This is a genomic window from Streptomyces sp. NBC_00090, assembly GCF_045160815.1.
Lineage (GTDB): Bacteria > Actinomycetota > Actinomycetes > Streptomycetales > Streptomycetaceae > Streptomyces.
Window position 1 is genome coordinate 7,638,958 of the sequence record NZ_CP108224.1, and the last position, 19,026, is coordinate 7,657,983.

15 protein-coding genes are annotated in these 19,026 nt (G+C 72.8%); 7 read left to right on the forward strand and 8 right to left on the reverse strand.

Going from position 1 to position 19,026, the window contains the following annotated elements:
* Positions 1 to 165: 165 nt before the first annotated feature.
* Positions 166 to 2,202: a beta-galactosidase gene (locus OG361_RS34030; RefSeq protein WP_405859710.1), complete on the reverse strand. Its 2,037-nt coding sequence runs from the start codon at positions 2,200 to 2,202 to the stop codon at positions 166 to 168.
* A gap of 206 nt (positions 2,203 to 2,408) precedes the next feature.
* On the opposite strand from OG361_RS34030, the gene OG361_RS34035 reads away from it, so the two are divergent.
* From OG361_RS34035 to OG361_RS34050, 4 genes are read left to right on the forward strand one after another with little or no spacing between them, the layout of a single operon-like run.
* The gene (locus OG361_RS34035) at positions 2,409 to 3,716 is read left to right on the forward strand and encodes an ABC transporter substrate-binding protein (RefSeq protein WP_405859712.1); all 1,308 of its coding nucleotides are present in this window, start codon (positions 2,409 to 2,411) and stop codon (positions 3,714 to 3,716) included.
* On the forward strand, positions 3,713 to 4,645 hold the full coding sequence (locus OG361_RS34040) for a carbohydrate ABC transporter permease (protein ID WP_405859714.1): 933 nt from the start codon (positions 3,713 to 3,715) through the stop codon (positions 4,643 to 4,645). Before OG361_RS34035 ends, OG361_RS34040 begins: the two co-directional genes overlap by 4 nt.
* Positions 4,642 to 5,580, forward strand: a complete 939-nt coding sequence (locus tag OG361_RS34045) for a carbohydrate ABC transporter permease (protein ID WP_405859716.1) — start codon at positions 4,642 to 4,644, stop codon at positions 5,578 to 5,580. Before OG361_RS34040 ends, OG361_RS34045 begins: the two co-directional genes overlap by 4 nt.
* 29 nt (positions 5,581 to 5,609) lie before the next feature.
* Entirely contained in the window at positions 5,610 to 6,635 is a 1,026-nt protein-coding gene (locus OG361_RS34050; protein WP_405859718.1) for a LacI family DNA-binding transcriptional regulator, read from the forward strand.
* Positions 6,636 to 6,713: 78 nt separating this feature from the next.
* On the opposite strand, the gene OG361_RS34055 is transcribed toward OG361_RS34050, so the two are convergent.
* Genes OG361_RS34055 through rhaI form a run of 6 tightly spaced genes read right to left on the reverse strand, consistent with a single transcriptional unit; the run spans position 6,714 to position 14,234 of the window.
* Positions 6,714 to 7,358 carry a lactate utilization protein C gene (locus OG361_RS34055; protein WP_405859719.1) on the reverse strand — a complete coding sequence of 215 codons (645 nt, stop codon included), beginning with the start codon at positions 7,356 to 7,358 and terminating at the stop codon, positions 6,714 to 6,716.
* Positions 7,355 to 8,779, reverse strand: a complete 1,425-nt coding sequence (locus OG361_RS34060; protein ID WP_405859721.1) for a LutB/LldF family L-lactate oxidation iron-sulfur protein — start codon at positions 8,777 to 8,779, stop codon at positions 7,355 to 7,357. Before OG361_RS34060 ends, OG361_RS34055 begins: the two co-directional genes overlap by 4 nt.
* A complete protein-coding gene (locus OG361_RS34065; RefSeq protein ID WP_405859723.1) occupies positions 8,776 to 9,492 on the reverse strand; it encodes a (Fe-S)-binding protein in 717 nt (238 codons plus the stop codon). The genes OG361_RS34060 and OG361_RS34065 overlap by 4 nt, the downstream gene beginning before the upstream one ends.
* A complete protein-coding gene (locus OG361_RS34070; RefSeq protein ID WP_405859725.1) occupies positions 9,492 to 10,982 on the reverse strand; it encodes a rhamnulokinase family protein in 1,491 nt (496 codons plus the stop codon). The genes OG361_RS34065 and OG361_RS34070 overlap by 1 nt, the downstream gene beginning before the upstream one ends.
* On the reverse strand, positions 10,979 to 13,024 hold the full coding sequence (locus OG361_RS34075) for a bifunctional aldolase/short-chain dehydrogenase (protein WP_405859727.1): 2,046 nt from the start codon (positions 13,022 to 13,024) through the stop codon (positions 10,979 to 10,981). The genes OG361_RS34070 and OG361_RS34075 overlap by 4 nt, the downstream gene beginning before the upstream one ends.
* Before the next feature lie 43 nt (positions 13,025 to 13,067).
* The gene (gene rhaI, locus OG361_RS34080; protein WP_405859729.1) at positions 13,068 to 14,234 is read right to left on the reverse strand and encodes an L-rhamnose isomerase; all 1,167 of its coding nucleotides are present in this window, start codon (positions 14,232 to 14,234) and stop codon (positions 13,068 to 13,070) included.
* Positions 14,235 to 14,396: 162 nt separating this feature from the next.
* Here rhaI and OG361_RS34085 point away from each other — a divergent pair, with 162 nt between their 5' ends.
* Positions 14,397 to 14,726 (forward strand): L-rhamnose mutarotase, encoded by a 330-nt coding sequence (locus OG361_RS34085; protein ID WP_405859731.1) that lies wholly within the window; start codon positions 14,397 to 14,399, stop codon positions 14,724 to 14,726.
* Positions 14,727 to 14,910: 184 nt separating this feature from the next.
* Positions 14,911 to 15,948: a LacI family DNA-binding transcriptional regulator gene (locus OG361_RS34090; protein ID WP_405859733.1), complete on the forward strand. Its 1,038-nt coding sequence runs from the start codon at positions 14,911 to 14,913 to the stop codon at positions 15,946 to 15,948.
* Positions 15,949 to 16,072: 124 nt separating this feature from the next.
* On the opposite strand, the gene xylA is transcribed toward OG361_RS34090, so the two are convergent.
* Entirely contained in the window at positions 16,073 to 17,242 is a 1,170-nt protein-coding gene (gene xylA / locus OG361_RS34095; RefSeq protein ID WP_405859735.1) for a xylose isomerase, read from the reverse strand.
* A 144-nt stretch (positions 17,243 to 17,386) separates the two neighbouring features.
* Between xylA and OG361_RS34100 the strand changes: the two genes are divergently transcribed.
* On the forward strand, positions 17,387 to 19,006 hold the full coding sequence (locus tag OG361_RS34100) for an FGGY family carbohydrate kinase (protein ID WP_405859737.1): 1,620 nt from the start codon (positions 17,387 to 17,389) through the stop codon (positions 19,004 to 19,006).
* Positions 19,007 to 19,026: the final 20 nt, after the last annotated feature.

Consider the following 19,026-nt stretch of genomic DNA (forward strand, 5'->3'; position numbering starts at 1 on the left):
TGCGGGTGGTTCCTTACGGGTGGTGCGGCTCACCCGGGGGCGGCGCAGCGGGCGCTGCCGCCCCCGGGGAGATCGGGGGCCCCGGCGGCAGGCCGGGGGAGGGGGGTGATGCGGTGATCAGCGGTGATCAGCGGGGATGCGCGGTGGTGTCGTGGTGCGGTCAGGTCAGGCGTCCAGGCGGACGACCCTGACGGCGCCGGCCGGGACGGTGAACTTCCCGTCGACCGGCGTGCCACCGGGCTCCCGGGTGCCGAGCAGCTCGGTCCCCGAGCCGTCGAGCGGCACGTCGGCGTCCTCGGCGGAGTGGTTGAGGGCGAACAGGTACCGCCCGCCCTCGCCCGAGCGGCGCACGACCTCCACGTCACGCGGGAGCGCGGCGCGCGTGGGGACTCCGGCGTCCTCGCAGGCGGCGGCGACGATCGCGTCGAGCGAGGCCGCGTCGAGCCGGGTGGAGACGTACCAGGCGGTGCCCCGGCCGAGCCGGTGCCGGGTGACCGCGGGTCCGCCGGCGGCCGGCCCGTCGGCGTACGTCCACACGGTCTCGGCGCCGCGCGGCCGGACGAACTCGGTCCACACGTCGCCGCTCAGCGAGGCGCCGCCGGGACCGGTGATCCGTACGTTCTCGTCGTCGAGGAGCGGGGACCACTCCTCGACGGTGAGACCGAGGACGTCCCGCAGGGCGCCCGGGTAGGCGCCGGGGTGCACGGCGTCGTGCTCGTCGACGATCCCGGAGAAGTACGAGACGACGAGCGTGCCGCCGTTCTCGACGTACTCGCGGAGGTTCTGCCCGGCGGCCTCGGTGGTGAGGTAGAGCGCGGGGACCACGACCAGGGGGTAGGCGGAGAGGTCGGCCTCGGGGTGGGCGAAGTCGACCGTGAGGTGCCGGTCGTAGAGGGTCTCGTAGAAGCTGTCGGCGCGCTCGCGGGCATCGTGGGCCTGGTTCGGCCGCCACTCCAGGTTCTGCGCCCACCAGGAGTGCCAGTCCCAGAGCACGGCGACGTCCGGGACGGTCCGGGTGCCGCGCAGCTCCGTGAGGGCGTCGAGGTCGGCCCCGAGGGCCACGACCTCGCGCCAGACGCGGGTGTCGGCGCCGCCGTGCGGGACCATCGCGGAGTGGAACTTCTCGGCGCCGCGCCGGGACTGGCGCCACTGGAAGAACATGGCGCCCTCGGAGCCGCGGGCGACGTTGGCGAGGGAGTTGCGGGCCATCTCGCCGGGGCGCTTGGCGGGATTGCGGGCCTGCCAGTTCACGCCCGACGTGGAGTGCTCCAGGAGCAGCCAGGGCGCACCGCCGGCGACGGAGCGGGTGAGGTCGGCGGCCATGGCCAGGTTGACGTGGGTGCGGCGGCCGTCGGTGATCAGGTAGTGGTCGTTGGTGACGAGGTCGACCTCGCGGCCCCAGGCCCAGTAGTCGAGCGAGTCGCACTGGCTGAGCGCGGTCATGAAGTTGGTGGTGACGGGGATGCCGGGGGCCAGCTCGTGCAGGATGTCCCGTTCCGTCCGGAAGTTCTCCCGGATGGTGGCGTCGGCGAAGCGCCGGTAGTCGAGCTGCTGGGCGGGGTTGCCGACGGTGGGGGTGGCCCGGGGCGGGTCGATCTCCTCGTACGAGGCGTAGCGCTGCCCCCAGAAGGCGGTGCCCCAGGCCTCGTTCACGGCCTCCACCGAGCCGTACGTCTCGTGGAGCCAGTGGCGGAAGTGGGCGGCGCAGCTGTCGCAGTAGCAGGCGCTGACGGGCACGCCGTACTCGTTGTGGACGTGCCAGAGCGCGAGCGCCGGGTGGCTGCCGTAGCGGCGGGCCAGTTCGGTGGTGATCCCGGCCGCGGCCGCCCGGTAGGCGGACGAGCTGTGACAGATCGCCCCGCGTGAACCGAAGGCGTAGCGCATGCCCTCGGCGGTGACGGGGAGGGCCTCGGGGTGGGCGCGGTAGAACCAGGCGGGCGGCGCGACGGTGGGTGTCCCCAGGTCGACCCGGACGCCGTGGGCGTGGAGCAGGTCGAGGAGCCGGTCGAGCCAGCCGAAGTCGTACCGGCCCGGCTCGGGCTCCAGGAGGGCCCAGGAGAAGATGCCGACGCTCACCATGGTGACGCCGGCCTCCTGCATCAGCCGGACGTCCTCCTGCCAGACGCTTTCCGGCCACTGTTCGGGGTTGTAGTCCCCGCCGAACGCGAGCCGGTGCAGGCCCTTGGAGGTGGACTGCGGCATGGGTGTCTCCTGAAACCTTGGCTGATGGAAGAAGCTGTTCGCTGGGAACGTGCACACACTCGATCTCGATGTGGCAACGCAACATAACCGCACACGAACAACCATTGACAAGTGTCCGGAACGTTTCTCTACTGTGAACGCTCACAGATGCATGGCCGGTCTCTCCGTTCGAGGGAGAGGCCCCTTTCGGTCAGGGAGAAGTACCCATGCCCCACACGATGCGCCGCAGCCTCGCCGCCGCCACCGCCGTCCTCCTCGCCGCCACCGCGCTCACCGCCTGTGGATCCTCCGACTCCGGCGACGGGGCCGGCGCCGGCCCCGTCTCGCTCACCTACTGGTCCTGGGCGCCCGGCATGGACAAGGTCGTCGCCCTCTGGAACGCCGAACACCCCGACATCAAGGTCACGGTGCAGAAGCAGGCCTCCGGAGAAGACCTCGTCACCAAGGTCATCACCGCGGTGAAGGCGCACCAGGCCCCCGACCTCGTCCAGGCCGAGTACCAGGCCCTCCCGACCCTGGTCAGCAACGACGCCCTCGCCGACATCGCGGAGGAGGTCCAGGGCGTCAAGGACAAGTTCGCCCCCGGCATCTGGCAGCAGGCCACCTTCGGCGGCGAGGCCGTGTACGCCCTGCCGCAGGACACCGGGCCGCTGATGTTCTTCTACCGCCAGGACCTCTTCAAGCAGTACGGCCTCTCCGTCCCCACCACCTGGGACGAGTTCGCCGCCACCGCCCGCGACCTGAAGAAGAAGGCCCCCGCCAAGTCCCTGACCACCTTCTCCGCCAACGACCCCGGCCTCTTCGCCGGCCTCTCCCAGCAGGCCGGCGCCAAGTGGTGGACCTTCGAGGGCGACACCTGGAAGATCGGCTTCGACGACGCCGCCACCAAGAAGGTCACCGATTTCTGGGGCGGTCTCGTCGCCGAGGGCGCCATCGGCAACCAGCCCATGTACACCCCCGCCTGGAACAAGGCCCTCAACACCGGCGAGCAGATCGCCTGGGTCAGCGCCGTCTGGGCCCCCGGCGTCCTCACCACCGCCGCCCCCGACACCCTGGGCAAGTGGGCCATGGCCCCCCTTCCGCAGTGGACCGAGGGCGCCGCCGCCACCGGCAGCTGGGGCGGCTCCACCACCGCCGTCACCACCGACTCGAAGCACAAGGCCGCCGCGGCGAAGTTCGCCACCTGGCTGAACACCGACCCGAAGGCCCTCGCCGCGCTCGTCAAGGAGGGCGGCATCTACCCGGCGGCCACCGCCGCCCAGACCAGCGGCGCCCTCGCCAAGGCACCCGCCTTCTTCCCGAACCAGCCCGACTTCTACACCCGCGCCGCCGAGATAGCGAAGACCACCGCGCCGGCCGCCTGGGGCCCCAACGTGAACGTCGCCTACACCGCCTTCAAGGACCAGTTCGGCAAGGCCGCCAAGGCCAAGTCCGGCTTCGACGCAGCCCTGTCCGCCGTTCAGTCCACCACCGTCGCGGACCTGAAGAAGCAGGGATTCGAGGTCGCCAAGTGACACAGCCCTCCCAGGGCGTGCGCCGGTCGTACGGGGTCAAGGCAGCCCCGTACGGCTTCCTCCTCCCCGCCGCCGCCCTCTTCGTCCTCTTCTTCGCCCTGCCCATCGGCTACGCGGTCTGGCTCAGCTTCCACCGCATCGAGGTCAAGGGCCTCGGCCTCGGCAAGGGCTCCCGCAGCGAGGTCTGGGCCGGCCTGGAGAACTACACCTCCGCCCTCACCGACTCCGAACTCGCCCACAGCGCCCTGCGCATCCTCGGCTACGGCGCCATCGTCGTCCCCGTCATGCTGGGCCTCGCCCTCTTCTTCGCGCTCCTGCTCGACTCGGAGCGCGTCCGCGCCCGCTCCTTCGCCCGGCTCGCGATCTTCCTGCCGTACGCCGTCCCCGGAGTCATCGCCGCCCTCCTGTGGGGCTTCCTCTACCTCCCGGACGTCAGCCCCTTCCACTACCTCCTCGACGCCCTCGGACTCCCGCAGCCCGACCTCATGGACGGCGGACCGCTCTATTTCTCCATGGCGAACATCGCCGTCTGGGGCGGCACCGGCTTCAACATGATCGTCATCTACACCGCGCTGCGCTCCCTGCCCAACGAGGTGTACGAGGCGGCGAAGCTCGACGGCTGCTCGCAGCTCCAGATCGCGCTCCGCATCAAGATCCCGATGGTGGCGCCCTCCCTGGTGCTCACCTTCTTCTTCTCGATCATCGCCACCCTCCAGGTCTTCAACGAGCCCACCACGCTCCGGCCGCTCACCAACGGCATCCCCACCACCTGGAGCCCCCTGATGAAGGTCTACAACGACGCCTTCACCGGCGGGAACATCTACGCGGCCTCGGCCACCGCCGTCGTGCTCGCCCTCGCCACCTTCGTCCTCTCCTTCGCCCTCCTCAGGCTCTCCAACCGCCGCACCACGCAAGGAGCCACCCGATGACCGGGATCGCCCCCTCGCCGCCGCGTAAGACGGCCCCCGCCGCCGGGACCACCCCCGGCACCTCCCAGGGTCCTCCCCCTGCCTCCGGCGGGCGGGCCCCCGGCCCCCGCCGCACCGCGCTGCTGCCGACGGCCGCACTCGTCCTCGGCGCGCTCTACTGCCTGCTGCCCGTCGCCTGGGTCCTGGTCGCCGCCACCAAACCGGCCTCCGACCTCTTCTCCACCTTCACCTTCCTCCCCGGCAACGGCCTCGGCGACAACGTCTCCGATCTCACCGCCTACCGCGAGGGCATCTACTGGCGCTGGATGGGCAACTCGATCGTCTACGCGGGGCTCGGCGCCGTCCTGTCCACCGTCGTCTCCGCGTTCGCCGGATACGCCCTCGCCGTCTACCGGTTCCGCGGCCGCGAGGCCTTCTTCAACATCATGCTCACCGGCGTCCTCATGCCCCCGGTCATCCTCGCCATCCCGCAGTACCTGCTCATGGCCGAGGCCGACATGACGGACACCTACGCGTCCGTGCTGCTGCCGCTGGTCCTCTCCCCGTACGGCGTCTACCTCGGCCGCATCTACGCCGAGGCCGCCATCCCCATGGAGCTCGTCGAGGCCGGCCGCATGGACGGCGCCGGAGAGTGGCGGATCTTCCTGCGGATCGGCATGCCGATGATGTCCCCGGGCCTGGTGACGATCTTCCTCTTCCAGTTCGTCGCCATCTGGAACAACTTCCTGCTGCCGTTCATCATGCTCGGCGACGACGAGAAGTTCCCCATGACCGTCGGCCTCTTCACCCTGCTCAAGCAGGGCGCGAGCCAGCCCTCCCTCTACAACCTCGTGATCACCGGCGCGCTGCTCGCCATCGTCCCGCTCATCGCCCTCTTCCTCGTCATCCAGCGCTTCTGGAGCCTCGATCTGCTCTCCGGCGCCGTAAAGTCCTGAACACAGGGGAGCGAGGGGAACCACACAGCATGAGCACAGCAGCGAGCAGGCGCCGCCCGGCGACCATCCACGACGTGGCCCGCGAGGCCGGGGTCTCGCGCGGAACCGTCTCCCGTGTCCTCAACGGCGGCCACTACGTCAGCCCGACGGCCAAGGCCGCCGTCGACGCCGCGATCCGAAGAACGGGATACGTCGTCAACCGGCACGCCCGCTCGCTGATCACCGGCAAGTCCGACTCGGTCGCCTTCCTCCTGAGCGAGCCGCAGGAGCGCTTCTTCGAGGACCCCAACTTCAACGTCCTGCTGCGGGCCTGCACCCAGGCACTCGCCGCCCAGGACATCCCGCTCCTCCTGATGATCGCGGGCACCGAGGACGAACGCCGCCGCAACCTCCGCTACATCGAGGCCGGCCACGTCGACGGCGTCCTCCTCGTCTCCAGCCACTCCGGCGACCCCGTGGTGGCCCGGCTGCACGAGGCCGGCGTGCCCGTCGTCGCCTGCGGCAAGCCGCTCGGCCACACCGCCAAGATCGGCTACGTCGCGGCCGACGACCGCGACGGCGCCCGCGACATGGTGCGCCACCTGTACGCCACCGGGCGCCGGCGGATCGCCACCGTCAGCGGCCCCCTCGACACCCCGGGCGGCGTCGAACGCCTCGCCGGCTACCGAGAGACGCTCGCCGAGGTCGGGCTTCCCGTCGACGAGAACCTCGTCGCCACCGGCGACTACAGCCGGGCGAGCGGCGAGGACGCGGCCCTCGCCCTCCTGGAGCGCGCCCCGGACATCGACGCGGTCTTCGTCGCCTCCGACCTGATGGCGCAGGGAGTGCTCGACGCGCTGGCCCGCGCGGGCCGGCGGGTCCCCGAGGACATCGCGGTGGGCGGCTTCGACGACTCCCCGGCGGCCGTCTCCACCCGCCCCTCGCTCACCACCATCCGCCAGCCGTGGGACCGGATCAGCACCGAGATGGTGCGGACGCTCCTGGCCCGGATAGCGGGCGAGGAACCGGCGGCGGTCATCCTCCCCACGGAGCTGGTCCGCCGGGAATCGGCGTAAGGCGAGCATGTACGGAGCGGCCGGACCCCTACGGAGGTCCGGCCGCTCCGTTCTGCTCTCAGAAGCCGGTCACCGGTCTCAGGAGCCGGTCACCAGGATCACCTCGAGCGTCCGGGGGCCGTGGACGCCCTCGACCCGGTCGAGTTCGATGTCGCTCGTCGCGGAAGGTCCGGAGATCCAGGTGAGCGGTCGCCCGGGGTCGAGCCGGGGGAGCGCCAGCGGGACGGAGGCCACCACCTGTTCCGGTGCCCGGACCACGCAGACGTGCAGATCGGGGACGAGGGTGAGGGCGCGGCGGCCCTGCCCCGGGCCGCCGTCGAGGACGATCGTGCCGGTCTCGGCGATCGCCAGCGCGCACCCCGTCACCACGGCGTCGGTGCCGTCGAGCTCGTACGGGGTCGACCGGGGCCCGTCTGGCCGCTGGACGGCGTCGGTGGCGGCGAGCCAGCCGGCGGGCAGCCCGGGCGGGACGACGACGCTGCGGGCACCGCGCTCCGCGAGCAGCCGGGCGATCAGCGCGGCGAGTCCGCCGGGAGCGGTGCGGTGGACGTGGGCCCGGTACTCCGCGAGGTTCTCGTGGAGCAGGTCCAGGAGGGCCGCCGGGTCGTCCGCGGTGTGGCTCGTCCGGTAGTCGCGGGTGACGGCGGGGGCCTCGGGCGCGTCCGCGACGGCGGCGCGGATCCGGGCGAGGATCCGCTCGCGTGCGGAGGTGGCCTCGGTCATGTGCGGTTCCTCTTCCACCAGTCGCGGAACGGTTCGGCTGGCATCTCCGGCAGGTCGCGGTGGTCGGACCACTGGCGGGCGCCGGGGCCCGGCAGTCGCTTCGGGTGGAGCTTCCGGGTCGCGGAGGCCAGTCGCTCGCCGGTGGCGAGCGCCGTGGGGTGGTCCAGTACCCAGGTGGAGGCCTTGACGGCGGCCTTCTCCAGCCGGTGGCCCTTCCCGCCCTCCTCGGCCACCCGCTCGCGCAGGTGCACCAGGACCTCGGGGATGTCGATGGCGACGGGGCAGACCTCGTAGCAGGCGCCGCAGAGCGAGGAGGCGTACGGCAGCGAGGCGTCGATCTCGCTCGCCGTGCCCCGGAGCTGGGGGGTGAGGATGGCGCCGATCGGGCCCGGATAGACGGAGCCGTAGGCGTGACCGCCGGCCCGCTCGTACACCGGGCAGACGTTGAGACAGGCCGAGCAGCGGATGCAGCGCAGGGCCTGCCGCCCCACCTCGTCGGCGAGGGCGTTCGTCCGGCCGTTGTCGAGGAGCACGAGATGGAAGGCCGAGGGTCCGTCGTCGTCCGCCGTGCCGGTCCACATGCTGGTGTACGGGTTCATGCGCTCGGCCGTCGACGAGCGGGGCAGCGTCTGGAGGAACACCTCCAGGTCCCGCCAGGTCGGCACGACCTTCTCCACGCCGACGACGGAGATGAGGGTCTCGGGCAGGGTCAGGCACATGCGGCCGTTGCCCTCGGACTCGACGACGACGAGGGTGCCGGTCTCGGCGACCATGAAGTTCGCGCCCGAGATCCCGACCTTCGCCCGCAGGAACTTCTCCCGCAGGTGCAGCCGGGCCGCCTCGGCGAGCTCGGCCGGGGTGTCGCTCAGCCCCTCGGGCGCCGGACGGCCCCAACCGGCCATCTTCTCGCGGAAGATGTCGCGGATCTCGCCCCGGTTGCGGTGGATCGCCGGGACCAGGATGTGCGAGGGCCGGTCCTCGCCGAGCTGCACGATGAGCTCCGCCAGATCCGTCTCGTAGGCGGCGATGCCCTCGGCCTCCAGGTGTTCGTTGAGCCCGATCTCCTGGGTGGCCATCGACTTGACCTTGACCACCTCGGTCTCGCCGGTGGCCTTCACCAGGTCGGTGACGATCCGGTTGGCCTCCGCCGCGTCGGCCGCCCAGTGCACGGTGCCGCCCGCGGCGGTCACCGCCTCCTCCAACCGGACCAGATACGTGTCCAGATGACGCAGCGTCTCGTCCTTGATCCGCTTCCCGGCCTCGCGCAGCGCGGCCCAGTCGTCGAGCTCGGCGACCGCCCGCGCCCGCTTGTCCCGGATGGTGTGCGTCGCGTGCCGCAGGTTCGCCCGCAGCGTCGTGTCGCCGACCGCCTCGTGCGCCGCCTCCGGAAAGGACGGCATTCCGACATAGGTTCCGCTCACCGCCAGGGCTCCTCTTCCGTGCTCGCCAGGATCTCCGCCAGATGCAGTGTCCGCAGCGGGTCCTCGCGCCGCCGCACCATGCCGCCCAGGTGCAGCAGGCAGGAGTTGTCCGCGCCGCACAGCACCTCGGCGCCCGTGGACAGCGCGTTCGTGATCTTGTCGTCGCCCATGGCCGCCGACACGTCGGGGTTCTTCACGGCGAAGGTGCCGCCGAAGCCGCAGCACTCCTCCGCCCCCGGCAGCTCCACGAGCTCCAGGCCCTTCACCGCCTCCAGGAGCCGCCGGGGCCGCTCCCCGAGCCCGAGCATCCGGAGCCCGTGACAGGACGGGTGGTACGTCACCCGGTGCGGGAAGTACGCGCCCACGTCCGTCACGCCGACCACGTCCACCAGGAACTCCGTCAGCTCGTACACGCGCGGGGCCAGGTCCGCCGCCTCCGCGCCGAACGACGGATAGTGGTGGCGCACCATCGCCGCGCACGAACCGGACGGGACGACCACGTGGTCGTACCCCTCGAAGGCCCGGACCGTGCGCCGCACCAGCGGCTCGGTCTCCTTGCGGTAGCCGGTGTTGAACTGCGGCTGCCCGCAACAGGTCTGCGCGGCGGGGAAGTCGACCTCCATGCCGAGCCGTTCGAGAATCCGGACGGTGGCGACGCCCGTCGCCGGGAAGACGGCGTCGTTGACGCAGGTGACGAAGAGGGCGACGCGCATCACGGGTTCCTCGGGGACGGTTCGGTTCGGGCGGCGGCCGCGTCCCAGGCGGCCCGGCCGGCGGGGTCCTTCCGCGGTACGTAGTGTCGCAGGGGCTGCGTCCGCGCGACGAGCCGACGCGTCGAGGGGAGATCCCCGACGAGCCCGGCGGCCCGCGCCTGGACGAGGACGTTGCCGAGGGCGGTGGCCTCGACGGGACCGGCGGCGACCGGCAGCCCGGTGGCGTCCGCCGTCCACTGGCACAGCAGCTCGTTGCGGGCTCCGCCGCCCACCAGATGGACCCGTGCGATCTCCCGGCCGGCCAGTTCGGCGGCCTGTCGCAGGGTGCGCCGGTGAGCCAGGGCCAGGCTCTCCAGGACGCAGCGGACCACCGCCCCGGGACTTTCGGGCGCCTGCTGCCCCGTCCCGCGGCAGTGGGCGCGTATCCGCTCCGGCATGTCGCCCGGGGCCAGGAACTCCGGCGCGTCCGGGTCGACGAGCGCCGCGAAGGGCTCCGCCCGCACGGCCTCGCCGAGCAGCTCCGGCAGGCCGGCGGTGAGCCCGCGCCCCGCCCACGTCCGGCGGCACTCCTCCAGGAGCCACAGGCCCATGATGTTGCGCAGGAAGCGGACGGTGCCGTCCACCCCGCGCTCGTTGGTGAAGTTGGCCGCCCGGGACTCCTCGGTGAGCACCGGGGAGTCCAGCTCCAGCCCGGCCAGGGACCAGGTGCCGCAGGAGACGTAGGCGAAGTCCGGAGCGGTCGCCGGGACGGCGACCACCGCCGACGCCGTGTCGTGCGAGGCGACCGTCGTCACCGGCGTACGGGCGTCGAGACCGGTGAACTCGGCCACGTACGGCAGGAGTTCGCCCGCAGGGTCGCCGGGTGAGCGGAGCGGCGGCAGCAGCCCGGGGTCGACGCCCAGCCGGCCCAGGAGCTCCCCGGACCAGGTGCCCGCGACGGCGTCGAAGAGGCCCGTGGTGGAGGCGTTCGTCTCCTCGGCGCCGACCGTACCGGTCAGCCAGTGGACCATCAGGTCCGGCATCAGCAACAGCGCGCGTGCGGCACCCAGTTGGGCCGTTCCGGCGGCCGAGGCGAGCTGGAAGACGGTGTTGAAGGGGAGGTGCTGGAGGCCGGTGACCCGGTACAGCTCCGCCGGGCCGACCCGCGCCCACACGGCCTCGGCGGCGCCGTCGGTCCGTGGGTCGCGGTAGTGGTACGGATTGCCGAGGAGGGAGCCGTCCGCGTCGAGGAGTCCGTAGTCCACCGCCCAGGTGTCGACCCCGACGGAGGCGACCCCGCCGGAACGGGCCGCCACGCGCAGCCCGTCCAGGACGCCCCGGAAGAGGGCGAGCGCGTCCCAGCGCAGTCCGTCGGGCAACCGGACCGGGGTGTTGGGGAACCGGTGGGCTTCGGTGAGGTCCAGGCGGTCGGCGCCGACCCGGCCGAGCATCACCCGTCCGCTGGTGGCCCCCAGGTCCGCCGCCGCGAACACCCCGCGCGGTCCGCTCATCGGAGGAAGGCGGCCGCCACGCCCGCGTCCACCGGAACGTGGAGCCCGGTGGTGTGACCGAGGTCGCCGCCGACGAGAGCGAAGACGGCGTTGGCGACGTGCTCCGGCAGAACCTCCCGCTTGAGCAGGGTCCGCTGGGCGTAGAAGGCCCCCAACTCCTCCTCCGCGATGCCGTACGTGGCGGCCCGCTGGGCACCCCAGCCACCGGCGAAGATGCCCGAGCCGCGCACCACGCCGTCCGGGTTGACGCCGTTGACTCGAATCCCGTGCTCACCCAACTCGGCGGCGAGAAGCCGCACTTGATGGGCCTGGTCGGCCTTGGTCGCGGAGTAGGCGATGTTGTTCGGGCCGGCGAAGACCGCGTTCTTGGAAGCGATGTAGACGATGTCGCCGCCGAGCCCCTGCGCCGTCATGACCCGCGCGGCCTCCCGGGAGACGAGGAACGAGCCCCGCGCCATGATGGCGTGCTGCACGTCCCAGTCCCGCGCCGTGGTCTCCAGGAGCGGCTTGGAGATCGAGATGCCCGCGTTGTTGACGATCAGGTCCACCCCGCCGAAGGCGAGCAGCGCCGACCGGAACCCGGCCTCGATCAGCTCCTCCGACGTGACGTCCACGGCGACGGGCACCGCCCTGTCGGGGCCGCCCAGCTCCTCCGCGACCGCCGCCGCGTTCGCGGCGTCGAGATCGGCGACCACCACGCAGGCGCCCTCGGCGACCAGCCGGTGGGCGATGGCCCTGCCGATGCCGCTGCCCGCGCCCGTCACCAGCGCGACCCGGGTGGCGAGCGGCTTCGGCTTCGGCATCCGCCGCAGCTTGGCCTCCTCCAACTCCCAGTACTCGATGCGGAACTTCTCCGCCTCCTCGATCGGCGCGTACGCGGAGACGGCTTCGGACCCGCGCATGACGTTGATCGCGTTGACGTAGAACTCGCCCGCGACCCGCGCCGTCTGCTTGTCGCGGCCGAAGGAGAACATGCCCACGCCGGGGACGAGGACGATCGCCGGGTCCGCGCCCCGCATGGCGGGGGAGTCCGGGGTGGCGTGCCGCGCGTAGTAGGCCGCGTACTCCTCGCGGTACGCGGTGTGCAGCTCCCGCAGGCGGGCGACCGCCCGCTCGACGGGCGCGTCGGCCGGCAGGTCGAGGACGAGCGGCCGGACCTTGGTGCGCAGGAAGTGGTCGGGGCAGGAGGTGCCGAGGGCGGCGAGCCGCGGGTGCTCGGCACGGGCGAGGAAGTCGAGCACCTCCTCGGAGTCGGTGAAGTGGCCGACCTGCGGGTGGTCCTGCGAGGCGAGCCCCCGGACGTACGGGGCGAGCGCGGCGGCCCGCTCCCGCCGCTCGGCGTCGGGCAGGGGCGCGTACCCCTCGACGACCGGGCCGAAGGGCTCCGGGCGGCCCCGCTCGGCGAGGAAGGCCTCGGCGGTGCGGATGATGTGCAGCGCGTTCCGCTCGCGCTCCTCCGAGGTGTCGCCCCAGGCGGTGATCCCGTGCCCGCCGAGGACGCAGCCGACGGCCCGCGGGTGGGCCGCCTGCACGGCGGCGATGTCGAGGCCCAGCTGGAAGCCGGGGCGCCGCCAGGGCACCCAGACCACCGTGGAGCCGAAGCATTCGGCGGTCAGCTTCTCCCCGTCGGCGGCGCAGGCCAGCGCGATTCCCGCGTCCGGGTGGAGGTGGTCGACGTGCGCGGCGTCCACCAGGCCGTGCATGGCGGTGTCGATGGACGGGGCCGCGCCCCCTTTGCCGTACAGGCAGTGGTCGAAGGCGGCGACCATCTCGTCCTCGCGCTCGACGCCCGGGTAGACGTCGACGAGCGCGCGCAGCCGGTCGAGGCGCAGCACCGCCAGCCCGTCCTCGGTGAGCGTGCCCAGGTCGCCGCCGGAGCCCTTCACCCACATGAGGTCGGTCGGGCCGCCGGTCACGGGGTCGGTGACGGAGCCCTTCGCGGAGGCGTTGCCGCCGGCGTAGTTGGTCGTGCGGGGATCGGAGCCGAGCCGGTGCGCCCGCTGTACGAGGGAGGCGACGACGGGGTGTGTGGCCGGGGTCATGTGCTCTTCTTTCGGGCAGGATGCGAACGGATGTCGAGAGGGGTCACGCGCCCCAGCCGGCCTGGTCGCCGCCGACGCGCTCGGTAGCGGTCCGCTCCTGCCGTCCGGAGCGGAGGTAGGCGGCGACCGGGTCCGGGTCGAGGCCCAGCTCCTCGCGCAGTCCGCGCAGCAGGGGCCGTACGTCGGTGTCGTAGGCGTCCATCAGGACGGCGTTGGCGGCGAGCACGTCCCCGTCCCGCTGCGCGGCGGCGAGGGCCTCGCGGTCGACGAGCAGCGCCTTGGCGGTGGCCTCCTGGACGTTCGCCACGGATCGGATCACCGCGGGGACCTTCGCCTCGATGTTGTGGCACTGGTCGAGCATGAAGGCGATGTTCGCGGCCGGCTCCAGGCCGCCGTTGCGGACGACCTCGTACATGATCCGGAAGAGCTGGAAGGGGTCGGCGGCCCCGGCCATCAGGTCGTCGTCCGCGTAGAACCGCGAGTTGAAGTCGAAGCCGCCGAGCTTCCCCTCCCGCAGGAGCACGGCGACGATGAACTCGATGTTGGTGCCCGGCGCGTGGTGGCCGGTGTCCACGACCACCTGCGCCTTCGGGCCCAGCTTGAGGCAGTGGGCGTACGCGGTGCCCCAGTCCGGCACGTCGGTCGCGTAGAAGGCCGGCTCGAAGAACTTGTACTCCAGGAGCATCCGCTGCCCCTCACCGAGCCGCTCGTACACCTCGGCCAGGGACTCCGCGAGACGCTCCTGCCGGGCGGTGATGTCGTCCTGACCGGGGTAGTTCGTGCCGTCCGCGAACCACAGCTTCAGATCGCCCGAGCCGGTCGCGTCCATGATGTCGACGCAGTCGAGGAGATGGTCCACGGCCCTGCGGCGCACGGCGGCGTCCGGATGGCAGACGCTGCCGAGCCGGTAGGCGTCGTCCTGGAAGGTGTTGGAGTTGATCGCGCCCAGTTCGAGCCCGCGCTCCTTGGCGTACGCGGCGAGGGCGGCGTAGTCGTCGACCCGGTCCCAGGGGATGTGCAGCGACACCTTGGGGGCGACACCGGTGAAGGCGTGGACCTGCGCCGCGTCGTCGAGCTTCTCGTACGGGTTCCGGGGGACGCCCGGCTGCGCGAAGACCTTGAACCGGGTCCCGGAGTTGCCGTAGCCCCAGGAGGGCGTTTCGATCCGCTGGGCGGCGAGTGCGGCCTTCACGGCAGCGATGTCGGGCATGTCCACCTCGGAGTCCTTGAAACCTTGAAATGAATCGATTCATTTCACCGTCGGAAGCTAGCCATCGTGCGGCAGATCGTCAAGAGTCTTGACCGTGATCACACCCACGGCCTAGCGTCCTGGTCCACGGAAATGAAACATTTCAGTCGATCGGGAGACCGGATGACGAACACGCGGCGGGTCTGCTTCCTGCTGAAGGTCCGGGCCGAGCGGATCGAGGAGTACCGGGAGCGGCACCGGCACGTCTGGGCCGACATGCTCGCCGCGCTCTCCGCGGCCGGCTGGCACAACTACTCCCTCTTCCTGCGCGAGGACGGGCTGCTCGTCGGCTACCTGGAGACCCCGGACTTCGACCGGGCGCGCGCCGCGATGGAGGCCGCCGAGGTCAACGCCCGCTGGCAGGCCGAGATGGCGGAGTTCTTCGAGGAGCTGGACGGCCGGGCGCCCGACGCGGCCATGCGCCCGCTGACCGAGGTCTTCCACCTCGCATGACGGGCCGGGGACCGCGCCGGGGACGGCCGGGCTGCGGACCGGGCTGCGGGCGGCCGGGTGGCGACGAGTGGCCGGGTGGCGACGAGTGGCCGGGTCGCGGCGGACGGCCGCATAGGATGAAACGCGGGGCGGAAGCCCACCCGGACCGGGTGGCGGCAGGGGCAGGACGGACCAGGTGGGACGGATGACGGACACCGCGCGGACGGTCGGGAACGTCGGCATCAAGGACGTGGCACGCGAGGCGGGCGTCTCCGTCGGCACCGTCTCCAACGTGATCAACCAGCCGGACCGGGTCTCACCCGCGACGCTCCAGCACGTGCGGCGGGTCATCGCACGCCTCGGCTACGTCCGCAGCGAGTCCGCCCGCCAGCTCCGCGCGGGCCGCAGCAGGATCATGGCCCTGCTCGTCCTCGACATGGGCAACCCGTTCTTCGTCGACATCGCGCGCGGCGCCGAGCGGACCGCCCGCGCGGCCGGCCTGGGCGTCATGGTCTGCAACAGCGACCAGAACGCGCGCGACGAGGCCGACTACCTCTCCCTCTTCGCCGAGCAGCGCGTCCGCGGCGTCCTCGTCACCCCGGCCGACCCCAGCGGGGCGAACCTGCGCGACTTCCGCCGCCACGGCATCCCCTCCGTGCTCGTCGACCGGGTCGCGGGCGACGGCGCGGGCTGCTCGGTCTCCGTCGACGACGTCGTCGGCGGCTCCCTGGCCATCCGCCACCTCGCGGCGGCGGGACACCGGTCCTTCGCCTACGTCAGCGGCCCGTCCCACCTCCAGCAGATCCGCGACCGGCGCGAGGGCGCGCTCCTCGCGCTCGCCGAGGCCGGTCTGCCCGCCTCGGCCCTCCGGGAACTCCCGGCCGAACGCCTCGACGTGGCCTCAGGGCGCGACGCGGGCGCCCGTCTCCTCGGCCTCTCCGACCGTCCGACCGCGGTCTTCTGCGCCAACGACCTGCTCGCCCTCGGGGTCCTCCAGTCGCTGTACGCGGCCGGGGTCCGGGTCCCGGAGGACATGGCCATCGTCGGCTACGACGACATCGAGTTCGCGGCGGCCGCCACCGTACCCCTGACGTCCGTACGGCAGCCGGCGCTCACGCTCGGGGCCAGGGCGGCGGAGCTGCTCCTGGAGGAGACCGGCGAGCGGGCGGACGAGCACCGGCACGAGCACGTGGTGCTCCAGCCGGAGCTGGTCGTCCGCCGCTCCACCCTGGCGGGGCGCTGACTCCTCCGCCGTACGGGCGGGGTCCCCGGCTCCGTACGGCGGGGCCTCGGCTCTCCGTACGGCCGGCGTACGGCGGTACGGCGGGGCCTCGGCATTCCGTACGGCCGGCGTGCGGCGGGGTCCCTCAGCGGACGCCGAGCAGGTGCTCCAGGGCCAGCTGGTCGAGGTGCTCGAAGGCCATCGAGCGGGCCGCCGCCGCGTCCGGGTCGAAGGTCTCGTACGCCGTCGGGTCGGCGAGCAGCGCGGCGAGACCGTCGGCCGCCGTGGGCACGGCGAGCTCGGGCAGCCGGGAGGCCGCGAGCGCCCCCTCGACGTCCGGGTCGGCGCGGAAGGCCGCCGCGCGCTCCTTGAGGACCAGGTAGTTGCGCATGCAGTTCTTCGCGGACTCCCACACCCCGTCCGCGCCGTCGGTCCGCACCGGCTTGAAGTCGAAGTGGCGCGGCCCCGCGTACCCGGCCGTCTCCAACAGGTCCACCAGCCAGAACGCCTGACGCAGATCGCCCGCCCCGAAGCGGAAGTCCTGGTCGTACTTGATGCCCGACTGGCCGTTGAGGTCGATGTGGAAGAGCTTGCCCGCCCACAGCGCCTGAGCGATGCCGTGCGGGAAGTTCAGGCCGGCCATCTGCTCGTGGCCCGTCTCCGGGTTCACCCCGACGAGCTCGGGGCGCTCAAGCCGCTCGATGAAGGCGAGCGCGTGCCCGATGGTGGGCAGCAGGATGTCGCCGCGCGGCTCGTTCGGCTTGGGCTCGATCGCGAAGCGCAGGTCGTAGCCCTGCTCGGTGACGTACTCGCCGAGGAGGTCGAAGGCCTCCTTCATACGGTCCAGCGCGACCCGGACGTCCTTGGCGGCACCGGACTCGGCGCCCTCCCGGCCGCCCCAGGCCACGTACACGGTCGCGCCGAGCTCGACGGCCAGGTCGATGTTGCGGAGGGTCTTGCGCAGGGCGAACCGGCGCACGTCCCGGTCGTTGGCGGTGAAGGCGCCGTCCTTGAACACCGGGTGGGTGAAGAGGTTGGTCGTCGCCATCGGGACCGCGAGGCCCGTCCGCTCCAGGGCGGCGCGGAAGCGCTTGACGGCGGTGTCGCGCTCGCCCTCCGAGGCGCCGAAGGGGATGAGGTCGTCGTCGTGGAACGTGATGCCGTACGCGCCGAGCGCGGCGAGCCGCTCGACCGCCTCGACCGGGTCGAGGGCCGGGCGGGTGGCCTCGCCGAAGGGGTCGCGGCCCTGCCAGCCGACGGTCCACAGCCCGAAGGTGAACCGGTCCTCGGGGGTGGGGGAGAAGCGCTCCGGCATGGTGTGTCCTTCTCTCGATGCTCGTCTGCCGAGTGGCGCCCAGGTCTGGTCGCCGGATTTGTTTTCTGAGATAACTAATACGGGACTGGGTGCTCCGGCGCCAGACCCGCCCCCGGGACAATCAGCGAGAGATGAGGTGAGGGCGTGCGCACCAGCCGCCCCGTCGTGATCGGCGTGGACAGCTCCACGCAGTCCACCAAGGCCGTCGTCGTCGACGTGGAGAGCGGCGAACTCCTCGCCGTGGGCCGCGCCCCGCACACCGTCACCGGCACCGGGGGAGCCCGCGAGACCGACCCCGAGGAGTGGTGGACCGCCCTCGTCACCGCCGTCCGCGCGGCCGTTCGGGACGCCGGCGTCCCGAACGGCTCCGTCACCGGCATCGCGGTCGCCGGACAGCAGCACGGCCTGGTCGCGCTCGGCGCCGACGGCAGGCCGCTGCGTCCCGCGCTCCTCTGGAACGACACCCGCTCGGCGCCCCAGGCCGCAGCCCTCGCCGCCGCCCTCGGCGGACCGAAGTCCTGGCTGGAGCGCACCGGTTCGGTTCCCGTCGCCTCGATGACCGCCGCGAAGTGGCAGTGGCTGCGCGAGCACGAGCCGGCGCACGCCGCGGCGGCCACCGGCGTCCGCCTCCCCCACGACCACCTCACCGAGCGCCTCACCGGCGTCGCGGTGACCGACCCCGGGGACGCCTCGGGGACTTGCTGGTACGGGACCGGGGCGGGGACGGGGACGGGGGCCAGGACAGGGGTAGGGGCCGGGGGCGGGGGCGGGGCCAGGGGCGCGGGCGGCGACGGCTCCTCCGGCACTTCCGGCTCCTCCGGCTCCTCCGGCTCCTCCGGCTCCTCCGGCTCCTCCGGCACTTACGACCCGGAGATCCTGGACCTCCTCGGCCTCGACCCCGCCCTGCTGCCCACCGTCGCGCCGTCCGGCGCCACCCGCGTCGGCACCCTCACCGCGGCCGCCGCCGAGGCCCTCGGACTGCCCCGTACGGTCGCTGTCGCCGCCGGCACCGGTGACAACATGGCCGCCGCCGTCGGCCTCGGCCTGGGCGGCGCGGGCCTGCTCGACCACCCGGTCGTGAGCCTCGGCACCTCGGGCACGGTCTTCGCCGCCACCCGCGCCCGGCCGGCCGACCCCGGGCTCGCCGGGTTCGCCGCGACCGACGGCACGTACCTCCCGCTCGGCTGCACCCTCAACTGCACGCTCGCCGTGGACCGGTTCGCCACGCTCCTGGGGCTCGACCGCGAGGACGCCACGGCGGGCGGTGACGCCGGAGTCGTCGTACTGCCGTACCTCGACGGCGAGCGCACCCCCGACCTGCCGCACGCCGCCGGACTCGTCACCGGGCTGCGGCACGGCACCGATCCGCGGGCGATCCTCGGTGCCGCGTACGAGGGTGCGGCCTTCACCGTGCTCCGCGCGCTCGACGAACTCCTCGCCGCCTGCGGCCTCGACCCGGCGGAGCCCGCCGTGCGCGACCGTCCGCTGCGGCTGATCGGAGGCGGCGCGCGCGGCCGGGCCTGGACCGACACCGTACGCAGGCTCTCCGGGCGGCCCCTGATCGTCCCCGCCGCCGAGGAGCTCGTCGCCCTCGGCGCGGCGGCCCTCGCAGGGGGCGCCGTGACCGGCGACGACCCCGTGGCCCTGGCCACGGCCTGGGGCACGGGGGCGGGAGAACTCCTGCCACCGGTCGCGCGCGACGGGGCGACCTGGGACCGGATCGCCGACGTGCTGGCGGCCGCGACCCCCGGCCTCCTGCGCTGAGCGGAACGGGGCTCTGCAGG

Bases quoted from the DNA above. Each gene is read 5' to 3' on its own strand.
- OG361_RS34030 (WP_405859710.1), bottom strand. From the start codon at position 2,202: ATGCCGCAGTCCACCTCCAAGGGCCTGCACCGGCTCGCGTTCGGCGGG.
- OG361_RS34035 (WP_405859712.1), top strand. From the start codon at position 2,409: ATGCCCCACACGATGCGCCGCAGCCTCGCCGCCGCCACCGCCGTCCTC.
- OG361_RS34045 (WP_405859716.1), top strand. From the start codon at position 4,642: ATGACCGGGATCGCCCCCTCGCCGCCGCGTAAGACGGCCCCCGCCGCC.
- OG361_RS34050 (WP_405859718.1), top strand. From the start codon at position 5,610: ATGAGCACAGCAGCGAGCAGGCGCCGCCCGGCGACCATCCACGACGTG.
- OG361_RS34055 (WP_405859719.1), bottom strand. From the start codon at position 7,358: ATGACCGAGGCCACCTCCGCACGCGAGCGGATCCTCGCCCGGATCCGC.
- OG361_RS34065 (WP_405859723.1), bottom strand. From the start codon at position 9,492: ATGCGCGTCGCCCTCTTCGTCACCTGCGTCAACGACGCCGTCTTCCCG.
- OG361_RS34070 (WP_405859725.1), bottom strand. From the start codon at position 10,982: ATGAGCGGACCGCGCGGGGTGTTCGCGGCGGCGGACCTGGGGGCCACC.
- OG361_RS34075 (WP_405859727.1), bottom strand. From the start codon at position 13,024: ATGACCCCGGCCACACACCCCGTCGTCGCCTCCCTCGTACAGCGGGCG.
- rhaI (WP_405859729.1), bottom strand. From the start codon at position 14,234: ATGCCCGACATCGCTGCCGTGAAGGCCGCACTCGCCGCCCAGCGGATC.
- OG361_RS34085 (WP_405859731.1), top strand. From the start codon at position 14,397: ATGACGAACACGCGGCGGGTCTGCTTCCTGCTGAAGGTCCGGGCCGAG.
- OG361_RS34090 (WP_405859733.1), top strand. From the start codon at position 14,911: ATGACGGACACCGCGCGGACGGTCGGGAACGTCGGCATCAAGGACGTG.
- xylA (WP_405859735.1), bottom strand. From the start codon at position 17,242: ATGCCGGAGCGCTTCTCCCCCACCCCCGAGGACCGGTTCACCTTCGGG.